This is a genomic window from Rhodoblastus sphagnicola (assembly GCF_002937075.1).
GTDB classification, from domain to species: Bacteria; Pseudomonadota; Alphaproteobacteria; order Rhizobiales; family Beijerinckiaceae; genus Rhodoblastus; species Rhodoblastus sphagnicola.
Genome location: NZ_NHSJ01000096.1, coordinates 1 through 18,333, shown reverse-complemented (window position 1 = coordinate 18,333; position 18,333 = coordinate 1). Strand labels below are relative to the sequence as shown.

Sequence of the window (18,333 nt, the reverse complement as noted above, 5' to 3'; positions counted from 1 at the left end):
CTCCCACCGGCGAATTCAAGACCGCCCTGCTTGCGGAAGTGAAACAGGTGCTCTTTTTTGCCTTGTCGCTCACCAACATGCCAGACCGCGCCGACGATCTGGCGCAGGACACCGATGGCGAACAGGCGTCCAGGATGATGAGTCATCCCGAACAGGGCGGCCGACTCGACCTCGAAGATCTGAAGATTGCGCTTGCCCGGCTTTCGGAGGAGCAGCGTGAAGCCATCCTGCTGGTGGGCGCCTCCGGCGTGTCTTATGAGGAGGCGGCGGTCATCTGCGATTGCGCCATAGGCGCGATCAAGAGCAGGGTCAGCCGCGCCCGCCAGAGGCTGATGGAGCTGATGGGAATCGATGCGCCGGAAGACATCGGCGGCGAATTCTTCGCCGCCGCCTATCCCGTGCGGGCGGTCATGACCCAGCCGCTTTAACCTGCTGTTTTTAAATATTTTCATTACCACAAACCTGCATCCGCTACGATGCGGGAACGCGGGCGAAAGCGGGAAGGCGGTGGGACAAATCGCCGGGGCCCGCATTGGCTCTTCGAAAATGCGCGCAAATTCAATCCTGAACGGGACTGAAAAATGCGACAGACTGGAGAAACGCAATGTCGGAAGATTTCAAGACCGAAAAGGAACTGTTCGCCGCGCTCATCGATGATGCGGTGAAAACCATCAAGGCGTCGATCGACGACTTTTCCAAGGTCGCCGCGGAAGGTCGCGACACCGCCGCCTCGGCGGCGAAAAAAGCCGCGGCCGACGCCACGGGTCAGTTGAACGATCTGTCGGATGGCGCGCAGGATTATATGGGGCGCGGCGCCGCCCATATGGCGAGGTCGGTCGCCACCAATCCGTTCGCGGCCCTGGCCATCGCCGCCGGCGCCGGATTCCTGTTTGGTCTGGCCACGCGCGGGGACCGCCGATGAGCGGATCGACGCTGTCGTCCAGCGATCCCCGCTTTGCAAGAAGCATGGCCTTGGGGCTGGCCTGCGCAACGGTCTCGGCGCTGCTCGCCGGGGCCGGCGTGATCTTTTGCGCCCTTGCCGCCTATCTGAGCCTCATTCCCTATCTCGATCCGCGCGGCGCGGCGCTCGCCATCGGCGGGGCCGGTCTGTTGCTGGCTTTGGCGGTCGGACTGATCGGACAAATGATCGCGCGGAAATTGGCCGAGCGCTTGGTCGCCTGGGTGAAGTCCAGCGCCGTCGTCGTGCTGGCGCCGCATGTCCTCGGCTTCGCCGCCCGGCACGCCAAGCTGTTCGGCCTCGCGTCGGCGGCTGGCGCGGCCTATTTCGCGGCAAGGTCGAACAGAGCGGATTGATTGAAGACAGAGGTCATGATCGGACGCGTCTGTTTCGACCTTGATGGGCGCGTGGGTCGCTTTGCGTTGGCGGGACTGGCCGCGCCGACGAGACCCGTCGCGATCGCTTTGAAAACAACATAACCGCCGCTGCAATCAGGCAAATTTGCGGTCGATCCCCTCGCGTTTGCTCATCCGCGCCTCGACCTGATCGCGCGCTGGCGGAACGTGACGAAGCACTCCCGATGGGCGGCGTCAGGGGTCAGCAGGAAACTGCGCGGACGGGAGTCCACTTCCGGCAAAATGTTGAACGCGTTGATCTCCTGAAGAGGGCTCCTTCGCCGCGCATCGAAGCGCTTCCGTCAAGCGTTCGTCCGACTCGGACAGCGCGCCGGCGCCAGGACGGCGCGGAGGTTCCGGGATCATGGCCGCGACGACAGAAACTATTCTCAGCGCCACCCCGGAACCTGTGTCCTGCGGCGCCGTTGCCTTGGCGGAACCGGATGTCGTTTCAACAGGACAGGCGGCGCCGACCCCTCTCGATCTGGAGTTTAACATGAACAAGACAGCTACGGTTCTTGCGTCAAAGCCGCACGCCGAAACGCCGAAGTCCGGCCTCGAAACGTCCACCCGCAAAGAGATTTCCGACGCGCTCGGAGATATTTTAAGCGCGGCCTACAGCTTGCTGTTGAAGACCCATGTCCATCACTGGAATGTCGTCGGGCCCTTGTTTCATCCGCTGCATATCATGCTCGAGGACCAATACAAGGCGCTGTTCGAGGCGGTCGACGTCTATGCCGAACGCATTCGCGCCCTCGGCTTTCTGACGCCGATTCCCAAGGTCGCCATCAAGCCCGACGCGCAGGCGATGAGCGGCGAGGCGATCGTGTTCGATTTGATCGCCGACCACGAAGCCTGTGTGCGCGACATGCGCGAGATCGCGATCAAGGCCGAGGACAAGAAAGACATCGTCACCCACGACATGCTGGTGGCGCGGATGGACTGGCATGAAAAGACCATCTGGATGTTGCGGGCGATCGTCACCAAGGCGTGATCCCGACGGCGCGATCTTTCACCGGAAGCAGGAGGACATTACACATGGGACGCGGAATTTTGCTCTGGCTGCTGGGCGTGCCAATTCCAGTGATCATCGTCATCGCCTTGCTCTATCACCACTGAAATCGAGGGGCGCGTCCGCGCCCCTTTTTCGTCGCGCGCAAGGCGCGCCGCATCGCGCAATCGAACGCCCGCCGGAATTCCGGCGGGCGTCTTGTCTTGGGCGGGGCTCTGGACGACGTTCGCTTGCGGGTCCGCCTTCCTTCGCCAGGACATCAGGGCAGATAGCCCTCGGGCTCCCGGAACAACCCGAGCAGGGTCTGGGCCGAAAGCAGCAAAGGCGCCGCGAGAATGGCCCCCACTGGCCCCCACATCCAGCTCCAGAAGACAATGGACAGGAAAATCAAGAACGGATTGACCTCGTAACGGCGTCCGAGCAGCGTCGGAATGACGAAAGTTTCGCTGGCGATATGGATCACGAGATAGGCGGTGGCCGGGGCGAGCGCCAGCAGGGAATGGGGATAGGCCAGAAAGCCGCTGGCGGCCAGCGACAAGGAAATCAAGCCGACGCCGAAATAGGGAATATAGGCCGCGGCGAAACTCATGGCGCCCCAGAGCAGCGGATTGGTAAGACCGCTTGCCCAGGCGACGATCGCGGTCAGCGCGCCCACGGCGGCGTAGATCAGCGTCGTCGTGCCGAAATATAGCGACAGCGCGTTTTCCACCGCAGCGATGGCGCGGATCGCCGTGAGACGGCTGGCGCGCTCCGGCATGGCCATGACCAGTTGCCGCCGCAGCGCTGTCCGTCCCGAGACGAAAAACGCCAGACTGGCGAAGAAGATCAGGAGCTGGCCGAGCGCCGGCGTCAGCCCGCCAACGAAGGACGCCAGCCATTCGCTCTCGCCCCCGATCGGCAGCGACGCGGCCGCGCCCGGCGTATGCAGCAACGCGTTGCGGAGATTGGACAGCGGTTGCAGCGCCGGGGAAATCAGAGTCGTCAACGCTTCGGCCATTTGCGGGGCGCGCGCGACCAGCGCCGAGAAGGGCTCGATCAGCGCGTTGATCATGAGCGCGCCCGTCGCCAGCGCGAAGCCGATCACGCAAAATCCGGCCACGACGGACGACAGGCCCAGCCGCATCAGCCGATCACTGACGCGCGCAAGCACGGTCTCGACGACAAGGGCGGAAATGATCGGCGTCACGATGCTGGCCGCGATTTGCAGGACGGCGAGCAGCGCGAAAACGAACAGCCCGATGGCCGCATAGCAGCCGAGGCGCAGGATCAATTCAGGTTCGCTTTGCGTCGCCGGCGGCGACGACGTTTTCGGCGTGACGATCGACGAGGGCATGTTCATTTGCGTCGCGAGCCTCCGGGACGCCGGTCTGGCTGAGCCAAACGCGCGACGTCCGCTCAGCCAACAGCAAGGGCGGAGTCTTGTTCCAATGAGAGATCGGGTGACTGCGCCATGAGCCTTGGAACAATTCTACTCGCCAACATCAGGCCGCTGGGAAGTGACGACCAGGGCCGGGAACGAAAGTTGGCCGCAGCAATTCACTCAATGCAAATCATTCGGCTTGAAAGGATGAGCGGATGCTGTGACCCTTGCCAACCACGCCACACGGCCCTTCGACAGCGACGCCTCGGGGCGATTGGTTCAGGCGGATGGCCGTCAAAACCGCTGACTTCACGGGGCATCCCTTCACCTTCGGCTTGTCGCTCGGCGTGGTCGCGACATGGGCCGCGACCGGCCCCGTGTTCCATTGCAGCGACACCTGGCGACTCGTGATCAACACGGGAACCGCCATCATCACCTTTCTCATGGTGTTTTTGATCCAGGCCACGCAAAATCGCGGCGCCACGGCCATTCAGCTCAAGCTGGATGAATTGATCCGCGCCAATGCAAAGGCCAACAATCGAACCATCGTGGCGGAAGACCTCTGCGATGAAGCCATATCGGACATGAAATCGCAAATTCGCTCGGCGGGCGAAAGCAAGGATCAGGCGGGCGTCGCCTGAGCCGGCGAGCTTGGCCAGATCATCCCATTGGCCCGTGGAAAGGATCGACGGCGGATCGGTTGAAGCCGTTCTATGGCGGGGAACCAAGACAGGGCCGGGGGATTTCATGAAATCGATCATATGAAATTCGGCATTGTCGCGGTTTGGCGGCGACCCAAGGTCGCCGCCGCAACACGGTCTGGCGCGCGACCATGGTGTCGCGAATGGGCTTGCTGCCCGAGGACGATTTTTGGTCTCCCTCTTGCCCCCCTCCCCTCGAAATTTTCAGCGAAAGCGCGGCCTGCGCGCTCGCCACTGGCAAGGACGGCGCACTCGCCGCAATCTTCGCGCTCTTTGATCGCCGATGAGTCTGGCGTTGTGTCTGGCGATGACAAGGCTCTGGCGCGGATCCACATTCTCTCCCTGCCCTTTCCGCTCAAGCAAAGACCTTTCATTCAGGGACTTTGCGAAAGCGCCGCCATGGGCGAGGACGTCGCCGCGTCCATCGCCGCCGCCGTGCAGACGCCAGCCGAACATCGCGATGACGACTGGAGCGAGTCGTTTCGCGCGCTGGCGGAGACAAGGCCGGTCTTTTGCGGGCTCGACGTCGTCGAGCTTCCCGATGGCGTTCAAGCCGCCGACGCTGCGAGGATGTGACCGTCGCTGCGCGACATTTCGCGAGACCGTCAAATGCCGAACCACGAGAAATCCTGACGCAGCAGGAACCTCTGCAAAGCCCGCGAATTGTTCAGGCGCAGCCCAGCCTGGCGGATCGGACGCGCGTCGCTTTGGGCGTCGGTCCTGTGACCAGGCGGGGCGCGCTCACCTGACGGGATGGAATTCCGGCTGCGATCAGAGGCTTTGCAAATGTCCAAATCCAAGAGTTCCGAAAGCCGGCCCGCAGGCGGGGAAACGCATCAGGTGGCGTCGGCCGATGTCGCGTCGCTGACGACCGACCAGGGCATCCAGATCAGCGACGATCAAAACAGCCTGAAGGCCGGGGAGCGCGGTCCGACGCTGCTGGAAGATTTCGTGCTGCGCGAAAAAATCTTTCATTTTGATCATGAGCGCATTCCTGAACGCATCGTTCATGCGCGCGGCTCCGGCGCCCATGGTTTTTTCGAACTGCTCAAGCCGATCCCGCAGGTGAGCAAGGCCGATCTCTTTCAGCGCAAGGGCGAAAAGGTCCCGGTTTTCGCGCGGATATCGACGGTGGCCGGCGGCGCCGGATCGGTGGACACCCCGCGCGATGTGCGCGGCTTCGCGGTAAAATTCTACACGCAACAGGGAAACTGGGATCTCGTCGGCAATAATATTCCGGTGTTCTTCATTCAGGACGCCATCAAATTTCCGGACTTGATTCATGCGGTAAAAATGGAGTCGGATCGCGGCTATCCGCAGGCGGGATCGGCCCATGACACGTTCTGGGATTTCGCCTCGCTGAGCCCGGAGACGACCCATATGTTGATGTGGGCGATGTCGGATCGCGCCATCCCCCGCTCCTTGCGCATGGTCGAAGGCTTTGGCGTGCACACCTATCGCCTGGTCAATGCGCAGGGCAAGGACAGCTTCGTCAAATTCCACTTCAAGCCCAAACTCGGCTTACAATCCACCGTATGGGACGAGGCCGTCAAGCTGCAAAGCGCCGACAATGATTTTCACCGGCGCGACCTTCATGACGCGATCGCCAGCGGCCATTTTCCGGAATGGGAATTCGGCGTGCAGGTGTTCGACGAAGCTTTGGCGGCGACGCTGCCCTACGACGTGCTGGATGCGACCAAACTGATCCCGGAGGAACTCGTCCCAGTGGACATCATCGGCCGGATGGTGCTCGATCGCAATCCCGATAATTTCTTCGCCGAAACCGAGCAGGCGGCGTTCTGCCCCGCCAATATCGTTCCGGGGATCGACTTTTCGGACGATCCCTTGCTGCAGGGTCGCCTTTTCAGCTATCTCGACACGCAAAAATCCCGACTGGGCACGGCGAATTTTCACCAGCTGCCGATCAATGCGCCCAAATGTCCATTCGCCAATTTCCAGCGTGACGGGCATATGCAAATGCAGGTTCCCAAGGGCCGGGCCAATTACGAGCCTAACAGCCTCGCCGAACATGGCGAGAACGGCGGTCCGCGCGAAAATCCGGACACCGGCTTTGCCACGGCCCCCGCAATGACTCCAGGCGAAGCCGCCGGGTCGAAGGTGAGGCGGCGCGGCGAACTTTTCGCGGACCATTACAGTCAGGCGCGCATGTTCTGGTTGTCGCAGACGTCATCGGAACAGGCGCATATCGCCTCTTCCTTCGTGTTTGAATTGTCGAAGGGGACGCTGGAAAAGCCTCCGGTCCGCCTGCTGGCGAACCTGCTTAATGTCGATGAGGATCTCGCCGCGCGCGTGGCGAAAGGTTTGGGACTCAAACTGCCACACGCCTCCACGCCCGCGCGGCCTTTGGTGGAGCTGCCGCCCTCGGACGCCCTGAGCATTCACAAGCAGATGAAGCCGACGCTGCAAGGCCGAAAAATCGGCATTCTCGTCGCCGATGGCAGCGACGCCGAAGCGATTCAGGAACTGAAATCGGCGGTCGAAAATGCCGGCGGCGCGGTCGCGCTCGTCGCGGAGCGCATGAATGGCGTCGCACTCTCCGACGGTTCGATCGCGCCAATCGCCGGACAGCTAGCCGGCACGCCATCCGCTCTGTTCGACGCCATCGCGCTGGTTGTCGACAAGGCCGGCGCCGCGCGATTGAGCAAACAGGGCGCCGCGATCCAATGGGTGATGGACGCCTTTGCCCACCTCAAGGCCATAGGCGCCGGCGCCGAAGCCAGACCGCTGCTCGACAAGGCCGGCGTGTCGCCCGATGAAGGCGTCACGGGACTGGACCGCGCCTTTGTCGCCGCCGCGACCAAGCGATACTGGGACCGTGAACCTTCCTTGCGCGATCTCGCATGAGGAAGTTCTCGGGGGCGCTGTCGTTCCCGAGGCGCCCGGGTGATCGGTCCAGGGGAGATCGCTAAATTGAGATCGGGGGGCAGCGCCCCCCGATCTCAGTGTTTCCATCCATAAGAGTGTCAGGACGCCGTTTCAACTGCGGCCTTCCGGGTTTCCATCAAGGCGATCTTTTGTTGGATGTTGTCGCGCTGCGCGGCCAGCGCGGCAGCGATCGGCGACGCCGACGCAGCGGCCAGCGCCTCGTCATATTTTTCGACATTGCGTTTTTCGCCGTCGATCAAGCCCGGCAGGACGCTGTCGTCCAGTCCATTGAAAAGCGAACGCAAGTTGATGATCGTGCGGTGAACTGTGCTCAGGAACGAACCGCTGCCGTCCGGCCTTTCGCCCTGCCGGCTCAACTCGCCGGCGAGCTCTTCGATGTTGTTGTGGTGGAGAGCGATCATGTCGCGGAAAAGCGGCGTCAACCCTTTTCCTTCGGCGTCATCCAGCGCTTCTTCGTAGCCATTGCGGGCGTCGATTTCGCTGGTGTGAAGCCTCTTCAAATGATCCAGAATGTTAGTGTCCAAGTCGTTCTCCATTGGTGCGAGCCTGAAGAAGGCCATCGTCTGATCGGATGATCGGCGTCGGCGATCTTCTCCTCAATAACGAATGGCGAGGTTGCTGGTTCCGATCAGCGAACGGTGGATCTATCTTGCGCGGTCACGGAAGCAATGCAATGGGACCTCTGACGTTGACCGCGTCATCGAACCATTCCGCTCCCGGCTTCGGCCTTGGCTGTTTGAGACAATGCTTGCGCCGTCAAAGTTGATGGCCGTCATCAACGACAAAACCGCGTCACGAGCGGCGCCGCGGACCCGCTCGAGAGGAGGCGACCGCGGCGCTATACCGCCGTGGGCATGCGCAAAGTGAAGGAGGTCGTTCCATTTTCCGACGAGACGCTGATCGTTCCGCCATGCGCCTTGGCGATTTCGGAACAGATATAGAGGCCCAGACCGAGGCCTTCGCGGCTGCCGCGAACCGTGCCGCGGAAAAACGGCTGAAACAGCCTCTCGACGTCGGCTGGCTCAATCGTCGGTCCGGAGTTGGTCACGGCGAGCTCAAACTGGCCCTGTCTCGCGAAGGCCTGCACCTGAATTGGCGCAGCTGGCGCGCCATAGACGAAAGCGTTGCCGAGCAGGTTCGAAAGCAGCTGGCCCATGCGTTGGCGATCGCATTGAACGGGCTCTCGAAAATCAATTTCGGTCGCGATGTCTCGCTCCGGGTGCATCGTTCTGAATTCTTCGATGACTTGCAGGAGAACGGGGTCCAACGGCTTTTCACTGTCGCGCGTAGTGACGAACCCGCCGCCCAAACGGCCACGCGCAAAATCGAGTATGTTCTCGATCAGCTCGGACATGCGCGAAATGCTGCGCTCGATATGGCCGGCGATCTCAACGGCTCTTTCAGGCTGACGCGCCAAAAGCCGCGTGCCGGAGGCGACCGAGGCCAGGGGATTTCTGAGATCGTGCCCGAGCACCGCGATGAACTGCTCCCGCAGTTCGGCGGTCTCCCGATCACGCGCAAGTTTTTCCTCCTGCGCCAACATGCGTTCGGTGATGTCGCGAGCGGTGCCGATCACCCGCTGGCATCGGCCGCTCTCGTCGAACACGCCGCGGCCCTTGGCGGCGACCCAGCGGATAACGCCGTCCTCCTTGCCGATCGTGCGATATTCCACGTCATAGAGCGCGCGGCGCGTGGGATCGGCGGCGGCGGCATAGAAGGCGGCGACACGCTCGCGATCGTCCGGGTGCAGCCCGTCGTAGAAATCGTCCATGGTCACCGGAGCATCGGCGGAAACGCCAAACATTGCGTGGACGTGCGGCGACCAGGACAATTGGCCATGGCCCTCCTCCACATCCCACCATCCAATGTCGGCGGCATCGGTCGCCAGCCGCAGCCGTTCTTCCGCCAACACCAGTTCGGCGGTGGACAATACGCCACCGCTGGCCTCCAGCTTGGCCAATAACGTCTTCATGTCGCGCAATCCATTCAGAGACGAGGCCGCGTGTCGAAAGCAGAGCGCCTTTGGTGGATCTTGTCTGTTGCCCAACCACCGGAGCGCCGCAACCAATCTGGAATTCGCGAGCGAGTTTATCAAGTCACTATCACGGCTAAGGACCGCCGTCGGGATGAACAAGCCCAACGACGACAAATATATTCATAGAAATCAATTAATTGGTGCGTTTGCGGCGAATGCTCGCGGGAGGATAGCCCGCTATATGAATCCCTTGGATCTTAAACTCGGCGCGACCATAGGCGAGGCGGGCGGCCTGTTGAACTGCGTGCGGCTGCTGTCCGTGCGCCGGCGATGACGTCATCGACGCGCTCAGCCAGATGAACTCAAGTCTGTCGCGGGCTGCCGAATCGCCGTTTCATCAATCATGCCGCGTGACACATCCATCCCTAACCTCAAGGATCACATAGCCAAATCGATTCAATCATTTCTCAGCAACGCCTAAGTAGATTCCGATCATGCCGCTTGCGGACGAAATCCGCCAAAGTGGAGCCATATCAACTGGGACGCGCGGCGGTCGCCTTGCCATGAACCAAGCAAATCCTTGGGTTGACTCATGCGTTTCCGAACATGGGGGCGCTTCCTTCAACCACCCGCCTTCTTGCGTATTTCTGGTCGCGTAGCGCGACCATCAGGCGCTCGCCGCGCTGGCGGGGAAGAACATCTCACATTCCGAACGGCTCGGCGAACAGGATATCGCGTCGGCGGGCGATCGCCGGCATATCCGACGAAATTCCGCCCGCCATCGCTTCTTGAAGTCCAAAAAAGCCGCAACGGAACGCACGGCGGGTCGCTTCGTTCTTGAAGAGACCCGTCAGTTCGCGGACGAAGCCTTTTCTGTCCGGCTCGGCTCTTGAAAGGTCAAACATTATGCCCGATCCAGTCCATCCAGCCATGCAGAAGATCCCCATTGGCATTGACGCCATCGGCATGCGTCGTGAAACAGATTCAATGGGCGCCGTCGACGTGCCGGCCAATCGCTATTGGGGCGCACAGACCCAGCGCAGCCTCGCCCATTTCGCCATTGGCGACGATTTGATGCCAAAGGCCCTCCATCACGCCTATGGCTATGTCAAGAAAGCCGCCGCTTTGGTCAATGGCGCGTCAGGACATCTCGCGCATTGGAAGGCCAAAGCGATTTGCCGCGCGGCCGACGAGGCGATCGCTGGAAAACTCGATGATCATTTTCCACTTTACGTCTGGCAGAGCGGCTCCGGCACGCAAACAAACATGAACCTCAACGAGGTGCTTTCGAACCGCGCCATTCAGCTGCTCGGCGGCGAGATCGGCTCCAAGATGCCGGTTCATCCCAATGACGACGTCAATATGGGCCAATCCTCCAACGATACATTCCCGACCGCCATGCATATCGCGGCCATTCTGGAGCTGGAAAATCGCTTGCTGCCTCGGGCCGAGGCGCTGGCCGACGCCATTGAGGCCAAGGCGGAAGAATGGATAGACGTCGTGAAAATCGGCCGCACCCATTTGCAGGACGCCGTGCCGCTCACCGTGGGCCAGGAATGGTCGGGTTATGCGCGGCAGATTCGCGACGCTTTGGCCGGCGTCCGCCGCGCTGAAGGGGCGCTGTTCGAGTTGGCGGTCGGCGGCGCAGCTGTCGGCACCGGGCTCAATGCGCCGCCAAATTTCGGCGCGGATATGGCGGCGAAAATCGCCGAGCTGACAGAACGTCCCTTTGTCACCGCGCCGAATAAATTCGCCGCCCAGGCGTCATTGGACGCAATGGTTTGCGCCATGGCCTCCCTGCGCGGCCTGGCCGTCGCCCTGATGAAAATCGCCAATGACATGCGCTGGCTCGCTTCCGGGCCGCGCTGCGGTCTGGGCGAATTGATCCTGCCGGAAAACGAGCCTGGCTCATCGATCATGCCGGGCAAGATCAATCCGACTCAGTCGGAGGCCATGGTCATGGTTTGCATCCAAGTGATCGGGGAGGACACCGCCACGGCTTTTGCAGGAAGTCAGGGCAATTTCGAACTCAATACGACACGTCCGATCGTCATCAACAACTTTCTCCATTCGGCCCGCATTCTGGGAGACGCCAGCGAAAAGATGCGCGTTTATCAGATCGAGGGCGCGGTCCTCAATCACGCCGCCATAAAGGCTTTCCTCGCGCGTTCGCTTATGCTGGCGACAGCGCTGACGCCGCTCCTTGGCTATGACAAGGCCGCGATCATTGTGCATAAAGCCGCCTCGGAGAACCTGTCGCTGAAAGAGGCCGCTCTTGCTTCGGGCTTTATCAGTGAAAAGCTCTATGACGAAACCGTCGATCCGCAAAAAATGGTCGGACCTGTCGGCGCGCTTTCCGTGTGAGCCACGTCAAAAGCGGCCTGTTCGGTTGAATGCTCCCTTTTATCAAAGGGTGTCGCTGAGCGAAGGGCCGATGCGCCCGACAGGGTCATCGGTGGCGCAGCAATATACCGCGGAGCGGCCTCGAATATCCGCGCGGCGCAAAGCTCCTGAACGGGATTTGCCCCTCTCCAGAATCTTGTCGCGGAAACCGCTCAATACTGGACGTTTTGGGCAGTGTCGCGTGGACCCGACGGGACAGGTTCAGTGAATGCCGCCAACGAGCCAGAGTATGACGAGTACGACCAGAACCGTACCGAGCACACCCCCGAGTCCTGCGCCTCCGTAGCGGTTATGGGCGTAATAGCCGCCTCCGCCGCCGAACAACAAGATCAAAATGATGATAATCGCAAGCGTGCTCATCAGACGCCCCTTCGTTGGTCCTGGGTAACGTCGCCGCTGCCCTTCAACGTGCAACTCTTTCGCGGCGGGCTGGAGTAACTCCGACGCGGGCAAGGTCATCGCATTGGCCAAAAGCTAACGCAGGGCGCTCTGACGCGGCAGAATCGGAATCTACCCATTGCAGGCGCCTTGATGCGCGCGCCGGTCGGAGTCCGCTCCATTGTCGTTGCCCAAGCCACGGAGGCGATCAAATCGGGTTCGCCCGCGTCCTGTCGGGACGGGGCCGGCAAAGCCCTCGTCCATATGATCCTGATGGCGGCGATGGAAGAAGGTGGGGCCGGGATTATTGGCGACAAAGTCGATCTCGGCTTGCGAAAAGCGCGGCAGGCTGGTCGTGTCTTTCATCAGCCCGGACATGGCCTTGTCACCACCCCTGGTCACCTCGAAAGTCTGCCGGCGTATCGCGGCGGATGCTCATCGCCGCTGTAATTACCCCTTGCGCGCGCCCCGAGTCAGCTTATGCCAGCGCATTCCGCGTCGACAAATTGCCAGAGGTTGCCGACGGGGTGGAGAAGCGCGGCTGGCAAGGCGCGGTCGCCGCGACGCAGGCGCGCAAAAACGGCGCTTTTTTCCTTCCCGGTCACCAGAAACACCACCAGACGGCTGCTTTCCAGCGCCGGATAGGTCAGCGTGATCCGCGCGAGGTTTTTGGCGTCGGCGACCGCGGCGACCCAAGAGTGCTGCTCCCCGAGCACGGCGGCGCCGGGAAACAGCGAGGCCGTATGTCCATCGGCGCCCAGGCCGAGCAGCGTCACGTCGAACAGCGGTCGCTCCGGGGCGAGAGCTTCCGCGCCGTAATAATCCATGAGTTCGTGTTGGTAGGCCGCGGCGGCGGTCTCTGGGCTGGCGCCTTGCGTGGGAACGGGATGGATGTTGCCTGCCGGAATTGGAACGCGCGAAAGCAAAGCCTCGCGCGCCATGCGAAAATTGCTCTGCGCATCATTGTGCGGGACGAACCGTTCATCGCCCCAAAACAGATGCGTTCGCGCCCACGGAAAAGCCTCTTGATACGGCGGCGCCGCCAATCTCTCGTAAAGCGCGCGTGGGGTGGAGCCGCCGGAGAGCGCGACGGTGAAGGCGCCGGCTTTCTCGGTCGCCACGCCCAACAGCCATTCCGCCGCCCCTTCCGCCAAGGCGCCTCGATCGCGGAAAATTCGCAGCTTCCGGTCGGAAACGGCCGCCGCCTCAGGCTCTGCGGCGGAGATGCCTGTCGCAGGATCTCGAGTCCGCGCGGTCATGCGGGCTCTCCAGAGCCAGCGTCGTCGATCGGCAGCCAGGACCGTCCGTCCCGCGCCAGCAGCGTGGCGGCTTCGCCAGGGCCGGCGCCGCCCGAAGCGTAGGCGGGCATTTCCGCCGCCCCGCCATTGGCGTCTTCCTCGGCCCAGCCGTCGAGCGCCGGCTGCACGATGCGCCAAGTCTGCTCGACCATGTCGGCGCGCATGAACAAGGTCTGGTCGCCGATCATCACATCGTAAATCAGCGTCTCGTAACCGACGTTGGCTTCTTTCGGGAACCAGTCTTCATAGCGAAAATCCATTTTGACGGAGGCGAGATCCATCGCCGGACCCGGCCGCTTGATTTCAAATTGCAGGGAGATGGCTTCGTCCGGCGCGATGCGCAGCAGCAGCCAATTGGGTCGCAATGCGACGACGGGCGTATCCTGGAAGGGCTTATAGGGCGCCGGCTTGAAGCGAATGGCGATTTCGGTCACGCGCCGCGACAGATGCTTGCCGGTGCGCAGGTAGAACGGCACGCCAGCCCAGCGCCAATTGTCGACCTCCAGCCGCATTGCGACATAGGTTTCGACGTTTGAGTCCGGCGCGACATTCGCCTCCCGCCGATAGGCCCTTGCCTCCTTGCCCAGCACCTCGCCGGCGCCATATTGGCCGCGCACCGCGCAGGCAGGCTTGACCTCAGGGATAGCGGCCAGCACTTCGGCCTTTTTCGCGAGGATGTTCGCCGCGTCAAAGCTGACGGGCGGCTCCATCGCCACCATCGAGAGCAGCGTCAACAGATGATTGGGCAACATGTCGCGCAGCGCGCCGGTCGCTTCGTAGAATCGACCCCTCGTCTCCACGCCGACCGTCTCCGCCGCAGTAATCTGCACGTGATCGATACGGTCGCGATTCCAGATCGGTTCGAACAGCCCGTTGCCGAAGCGAAACGCCATGATGCTCTGGACCGTGTCCTTGCCGAGAAAATGATCGATCCTGAAAATCTGGTCTTCGTTCAGGATGCGCCCCAGCCGCGTGTTCAAATCGCGCGCCGAGTCCAGGCTGTGCCCGAAGGGCTTTTCGATCACCACACGCCGCCAGAATTTCGGCCCTTCGTCGGCCTCCCTTGGCGGATTGATCAGCTTCGCCTCGCAAAGGTGCTTGACGACCGTGCAGAACAATTGCGCCGCGATCGCCAGATAGAAGATCGCATTGCCTTGCGTCCCGTTGTCGCTTGCCGCCTGGTCGAGGACGCCGCGCAGCGTCTCGTACAATTCCGGTTTTGACAAATCGCCGGGAACATAGACCATTCTGTCGGCGAGCCGCCGCCATGCGGCCGCATCAACGCCGTCGGGACCGGCTTCGGCTTTGGCGGCGCCGACGAATTTTTGCAGCGACTGATAAAGTTCGTTGCGCCAGGCTTCGGTCGTCGTCTCCGCCCGCGCGACGCCGATCAGCGTGAAGGACTCCGGCAGCGTGTCGGTTCGGGAAAGATTGTAGAGCGCGGGGATCACCAGCCGTTGCGTCAGGTCGCCGGTGGCGCCGAAAAGCACCATGGAACAAGGGTCGGCGGGCCTTGGCGCGCGGCGCGGTGGCGACGACATCATCTTCGCCATCATTTGCGCGGTTTGGGTCTGGTCGATGGCGGCCATGGATCTATCCCGCAGGCTGGCGTGGGGTCGCGCCTTTTGGCGCGGGATCGACCGGCTCCTGACCCTCGACGTGGCCGCCAAAGCCGAACCGCATGGCCGAGAGCAACTTCTCGGCGAAACCATGGGTTTGGCGCGAGCGGAACCGCGCATAAAGCGCGGCGGAGAGCACGGTCGCTGGAACGGATTCCTCGATCGCCGCCTCCACGGTCCAGCGGCCCTCGCCGGAATCCTGGACGTAGCCGGAAAAACTATCGAGATCCGCGTCTTTCGCCAGCGCCGCCGCGCCAAGGTCGAGCAGCCACGAGGAAACGACGCTGCCGCGACGCCAGACTTCGGCGATGTCAGGCAGATTCAAAGCGAAGCGTTCGTCCTCGGGAAGGTCGTGCGCATTCTTGTTGCGCAGGATCTCGAACCCTTCCGCATAGGCCTGCATCAACCCGTATTCGATGCCGTTATGCACCATCTTCACGAAATGCCCGGCGCCCGACGGTCCCGCGTGAATATAGCCGCGCTCGGCGCGCGGATCGTCCTGTTTGCGGCCGGGCGTGCGCGGGATGTCGCCGCATCCGGGCGCCAGGGCCGCAAAGATCGGGTCGAGGAAATCCACCGCTTCCTTTGGGCCGCCGATCATCATGCAATAGCCGCGCTCGCTGCCCCAGACGCCTCCGGAGGTGCCGCAATCGACATAACGAATATCTTTCTCGGCCAGCTTCTTGGCGCGGGCGATGTCGTCCTTGTAGAACGAATTGCCGCCATCAATCAGAATATCGCCCGGTTCCAGCAAGCCGGCGAGCTCCGTCACCGTTTGTCCGGTCGCCGAACCGGCAGGCAGCATCACCCAGATCGCGCGCGGCGCGTCAGCGAGCTTTTTCACCAGTTCGGCAAGCGAGCCGGATTCGGTCGCCCCGTCCTTGGCCAGCGCCTCGCGCGCCCCAGGGGAAACGTCATAAACGACGACTTGATGCCCCGCTTTCATGAGGCGACGGGCCATGTTTCCGCCCATCCGCCCAAGTCCGATCATGCCAATGCGCATTCGCTGCCCTCCTCACGCCAGCGCGGCTTTCCTTTCACGCCGGCGCGGCCTGGATCTCCCGCGCCAGTTCGGCCGCGCCCCCAACCAGCCAGGGAAATTTTGCGGCGATGGCGTTCAGCGCCTTGCCCCAGGAATCCCGGGTGGCGAGCCCGTTGGGGTCGGGGGCTGAGCTTGGCGGATCGCTGTCCCAGCCCTCTGGCGTTTCGCCGCTTTGCATTAGGTCGAGGCGCGAAGCCAGATCGGGATATGCTTCGCGATAGCCCAGCATGCGCTCAAGCCAGTCGCGGCGCAGTTCGCCGCCACGGCGATCGACGACGTCGTGAAAATATTCGCGCACGCCATCCGGCAAGAGGAAACTTTCATCTTCCGGCCAGCCATAGGCGCGGAACCGCATGCCCACATCGTCGCCGAACGCCAGTTGGGTGCGGCCCTCGATGTTCACCTGATTGTCGTCGGAGATCCAGCAGAGATTGCTCAGGCGCAGATGGCCGGCGAGCGAGGCCGCCTCGTTGCTGACGCCTTCCATCATGTCGCCGTCGCTGCAAAAAGCGTAGACATCGTAATCGACGATCTCCAAACCGGGACGGTTGAAATTCTCCTCCGCCCGGCGCTCAGCCACCGACATTCCGCAGCCCTGGCCGAGCGGGCCGGTGGTCGCTTCGACGCCGGGGGCGATGGAATGTTCAAGATGACCGGGACGCCGGCTATAGAGCCATGCCGTGATGGTCTGGCATGGCCATTTCAGCGTCGCGTCGCAGCCTATTTGTCACCGCGCCGCTTGGACTCCGGGTCTTTGGGACGCCGCATGGTGAAGGACGGGGGATCGCTGGCCGGAAAGGATTCCCACGAGGCCTCGGCGACCTCGTCCAAATGTTCGGGCGTCTTTTCCGACTCGGCGCGAACCGGGTTCTTTTCGTGCGAGCTGCGCGGATCTTTCGATTGGGCCATGTCGCCTCCCTCGCGGTCAGCCTTCGCGCCGAAAACCCGACGCCGGACCGTGCATAACTGAAATGGTCACTGGCGCCGCGGAAGCAAGCTGAGCCGCTGGGAAAACGGCCGAGGAGGCGCGGATCCAAGCTGAGGAGCCGGAACTTATGCGGCGTGAGGCGATTAACCGGCTGCCACGAAAGCCTTGAACGACGGGAGCGGGCGGCGCGTGTCTTCAAGACAATCGGGAATTCTGATGAAGTTTCACGCCGTTCGCGCCATGAGTCGCAGGCTTGCGGCGCCGCTCTCCGACGCCGACGCCACAGTTCAATCCATGCCCGACGCGAGTCCGGCGAAGTGGCATCTGGCGCACACGAGCTGGTTCTTCGAGGCGATGGTGCTTGAGCCCTTCGCGCCCTCCTACACGCCATTCGATGCGGGCTACGCCTTCCTGTTCAATTCCTATTATGAGGCCCTGGGCGCTCGCCATTCACGGCAGCGGCGCGGCATGATCACGCGGCCCGCTCTTGAAGCCATTTGCGACTATCGCGATCATGTCGATCGCGCCATCGACCGGCTGTGCCGAGATGAGCCTTCCGAACGCATCGATGCGCTGATCGAACTCGGCTGCCATCATGAGCAGCAACATCAGGAACTGCTCCTCACCGACATACTCCATCTGTTCGCGCAAAACCCGTTGCACCCCGCCTATAAGGACTATGCGCCTGATGAGGGCGATGGCGAAAGCGCGCCGCTCGGCTTCGTGCGATTTGCCGCCGGCATTGGCGAAATCGGCGCGGGCGACGAGGGCTTCGCCTTCGACTGTGAGCGCCCGCGTCATCGTGTGATCGTCTCGCCCTATCGCCTCGCGGACCGCCTGGCCACCAATGCCGAATGGATGGAATTCATCAGCGATGGCGGCTACCTGCAACCGCTCTTGTGGATGTCCGAGGGCTGGGCGAAATGCTGCGGCGAACAGTGGACCGGGCCGCTATATTGGGAGGAGCGGGACGGCGAACATTGGACGATGACGCTGTCGGGCTGGCGGCGCGTCGATCCCGCCGCGCCTGTCGTCCATGTCAGCTATTTCGAGGCCGACGCCTTCGCGCGCTGGTCGCGCCGGCGGCTGCCGATAGAGGCCGAATGGGAGCTGGCGTCGCAGTCGCGGCCTGTCAGCGGCAATCTTCTGGAGTCTGGACGATTGGCGCCCGCGCCGGCGGGGCGCGGAGGATTGCGGCAGATGTTCGGCGACGTCTGGGAATGGACCAGCAGCGCCTTCTCACCTTATCCGCGCTTCCGTCCAGCCCAAGGCGCCGCCGGCGAATACAACGGGAAATTCATGTGCGGGCAATTCGTGCTGCGCGGCGGCTCGTGCGCGACGCCTGAGAGCCATATCC

21 protein-coding genes are annotated in these 18,333 nt (G+C 62.3%); 10 read left to right on the top strand and 11 right to left on the bottom strand.

Translation table 11 applies throughout. The features are described 5' to 3' along the window. Positions 1-47 precede the first annotated feature (47 nt). From CCR94_RS25515 to CCR94_RS15700, 4 genes are all read left to right on the top strand, one after another. Positions 48-428 carry a sigma factor-like helix-turn-helix DNA-binding protein gene (locus CCR94_RS25515; protein WP_244594100.1) on the top strand — a complete coding sequence of 127 codons (381 nt, stop codon included), beginning with the start codon at positions 48-50 and terminating at the stop codon, positions 426-428. Positions 429-604: 176 nt separating this feature from the next. Further along, positions 605-922, top strand: a complete 318-nt coding sequence (locus CCR94_RS15710; protein WP_104508797.1) for a DUF883 family protein — start codon at positions 605-607, stop codon at positions 920-922. Next, complete coding sequence (locus CCR94_RS15705) at positions 919-1,314, top strand: hypothetical protein (RefSeq protein WP_146090034.1); 396 nt, start codon at positions 919-921, stop codon at positions 1,312-1,314. The genes CCR94_RS15710 and CCR94_RS15705 overlap by 4 nt, the downstream gene beginning before the upstream one ends. A 535-nt stretch (positions 1,315-1,849) precedes the next feature. Next, on the top strand, positions 1,850-2,347 hold the full coding sequence (locus tag CCR94_RS15700) for a Dps family protein (protein ID WP_104508837.1): 498 nt from the start codon (positions 1,850-1,852) through the stop codon (positions 2,345-2,347). A 277-nt stretch (positions 2,348-2,624) separates the two neighbouring features. On the opposite strand, the gene CCR94_RS15695 is transcribed toward CCR94_RS15700, so the two are convergent. Then, a complete protein-coding gene (locus CCR94_RS15695) occupies positions 2,625-3,704 on the bottom strand; it encodes an AI-2E family transporter (protein WP_104508795.1) in 1,080 nt (359 codons plus the stop codon). Between the two features lie 308 nt (positions 3,705-4,012). On the opposite strand from CCR94_RS15695, the gene CCR94_RS15690 reads away from it, so the two are divergent. From CCR94_RS15690 to CCR94_RS15675, 3 genes are all read left to right on the top strand, one after another. Beyond that, positions 4,013-4,366: a low affinity iron permease family protein gene (locus CCR94_RS15690; protein ID WP_104508794.1), complete on the top strand. Its 354-nt coding sequence runs from the start codon at positions 4,013-4,015 to the stop codon at positions 4,364-4,366. 357 nt (positions 4,367-4,723) lie between these two features. After that, positions 4,724-5,002 carry a hypothetical protein gene (locus tag CCR94_RS15680; RefSeq protein WP_146090033.1) on the top strand — a complete coding sequence of 93 codons (279 nt, stop codon included), beginning with the start codon at positions 4,724-4,726 and terminating at the stop codon, positions 5,000-5,002. A 210-nt stretch (positions 5,003-5,212) separates the two neighbouring features. Continuing rightward, positions 5,213-7,291: a catalase gene (locus CCR94_RS15675; protein WP_104508791.1), complete on the top strand. Its 2,079-nt coding sequence runs from the start codon at positions 5,213-5,215 to the stop codon at positions 7,289-7,291. 119 nt (positions 7,292-7,410) lie between these two features. Here CCR94_RS15675 and CCR94_RS15670 read toward each other — a convergent pair whose 3' ends face one another. Further along, on the bottom strand, positions 7,411-7,869 hold the full coding sequence (locus tag CCR94_RS15670) for a ferritin-like domain-containing protein (RefSeq protein WP_244594099.1): 459 nt from the start codon (positions 7,867-7,869) through the stop codon (positions 7,411-7,413). Positions 7,870-8,171: 302 nt separating this feature from the next. Then, positions 8,172-9,401 carry a sensor histidine kinase gene (locus tag CCR94_RS15665; RefSeq protein ID WP_146090032.1) on the bottom strand — a complete coding sequence of 410 codons (1,230 nt, stop codon included), beginning with the start codon at positions 9,399-9,401 and terminating at the stop codon, positions 8,172-8,174. A 58-nt stretch (positions 9,402-9,459) separates the two neighbouring features. Here CCR94_RS15665 and CCR94_RS24600 point away from each other — a divergent pair, with 58 nt between their 5' ends. Then, positions 9,460-9,642 carry a hypothetical protein gene (locus CCR94_RS24600; RefSeq protein ID WP_146090031.1) on the top strand — a complete coding sequence of 61 codons (183 nt, stop codon included), beginning with the start codon at positions 9,460-9,462 and terminating at the stop codon, positions 9,640-9,642. A 367-nt stretch (positions 9,643-10,009) separates the two neighbouring features. Here CCR94_RS24600 and CCR94_RS15660 read toward each other — a convergent pair whose 3' ends face one another. Continuing rightward, entirely contained in the window at positions 10,010-10,213 is a 204-nt protein-coding gene (locus CCR94_RS15660; RefSeq protein ID WP_104508788.1) for a hypothetical protein, read from the bottom strand. A gap of 1 nt (position 10,214) precedes the next feature. On the opposite strand from CCR94_RS15660, the gene fumC reads away from it, so the two are divergent. Next, on the top strand, positions 10,215-11,672 hold the full coding sequence (gene fumC / locus CCR94_RS15655; RefSeq protein WP_104508787.1) for a class II fumarate hydratase: 1,458 nt from the start codon (positions 10,215-10,217) through the stop codon (positions 11,670-11,672). A gap of 240 nt (positions 11,673-11,912) precedes the next feature. On the opposite strand, the gene CCR94_RS15650 is transcribed toward fumC, so the two are convergent. From CCR94_RS15650 to CCR94_RS15620, 7 genes are all read right to left on the bottom strand, one after another. Continuing rightward, entirely contained in the window at positions 11,913-12,071 is a 159-nt protein-coding gene (locus CCR94_RS15650; protein WP_104508786.1) for a DUF3309 family protein, read from the bottom strand. A gap of 150 nt (positions 12,072-12,221) precedes the next feature. Continuing rightward, a complete protein-coding gene (locus tag CCR94_RS26680; protein WP_206605844.1) occupies positions 12,222-12,455 on the bottom strand; it encodes a multicopper oxidase domain-containing protein in 234 nt (77 codons plus the stop codon). A gap of 107 nt (positions 12,456-12,562) precedes the next feature. Continuing rightward, positions 12,563-13,348 carry a 6-phosphogluconolactonase gene (gene pgl, locus CCR94_RS15640; protein WP_104508784.1) on the bottom strand — a complete coding sequence of 262 codons (786 nt, stop codon included), beginning with the start codon at positions 13,346-13,348 and terminating at the stop codon, positions 12,563-12,565. Beyond that, positions 13,345-14,940, bottom strand: a complete 1,596-nt coding sequence (zwf, locus tag CCR94_RS15635; RefSeq protein ID WP_425332339.1) for a glucose-6-phosphate dehydrogenase — start codon at positions 14,938-14,940, stop codon at positions 13,345-13,347. The genes pgl and zwf overlap by 4 nt, the downstream gene beginning before the upstream one ends. A gap of 40 nt (positions 14,941-14,980) precedes the next feature. Further along, positions 14,981-16,009, bottom strand: a complete 1,029-nt coding sequence (gnd, locus tag CCR94_RS15630) for a phosphogluconate dehydrogenase (NAD(+)-dependent, decarboxylating) (protein ID WP_104508783.1) — start codon at positions 16,007-16,009, stop codon at positions 14,981-14,983. A 34-nt stretch (positions 16,010-16,043) separates the two neighbouring features. Continuing rightward, positions 16,044-16,733, bottom strand: coding sequence for a transketolase family protein (locus tag CCR94_RS15625; RefSeq protein ID WP_275112819.1), 690 nt, complete (start codon positions 16,731-16,733; stop codon positions 16,044-16,046). Positions 16,734-16,768: 35 nt separating this feature from the next. Next, the gene (locus tag CCR94_RS15620; protein WP_104508781.1) at positions 16,769-16,957 is read right to left on the bottom strand and encodes a hypothetical protein; all 189 of its coding nucleotides are present in this window, start codon (positions 16,955-16,957) and stop codon (positions 16,769-16,771) included. Between the two features lie 235 nt (positions 16,958-17,192). Between CCR94_RS15620 and egtB the strand changes: the two genes are divergently transcribed. Then, a partial coding sequence (egtB, locus tag CCR94_RS15615; RefSeq protein WP_104508780.1) for an ergothioneine biosynthesis protein EgtB occupies positions 17,193-18,333 on the top strand: 1,141 nt, incomplete at its 3' end.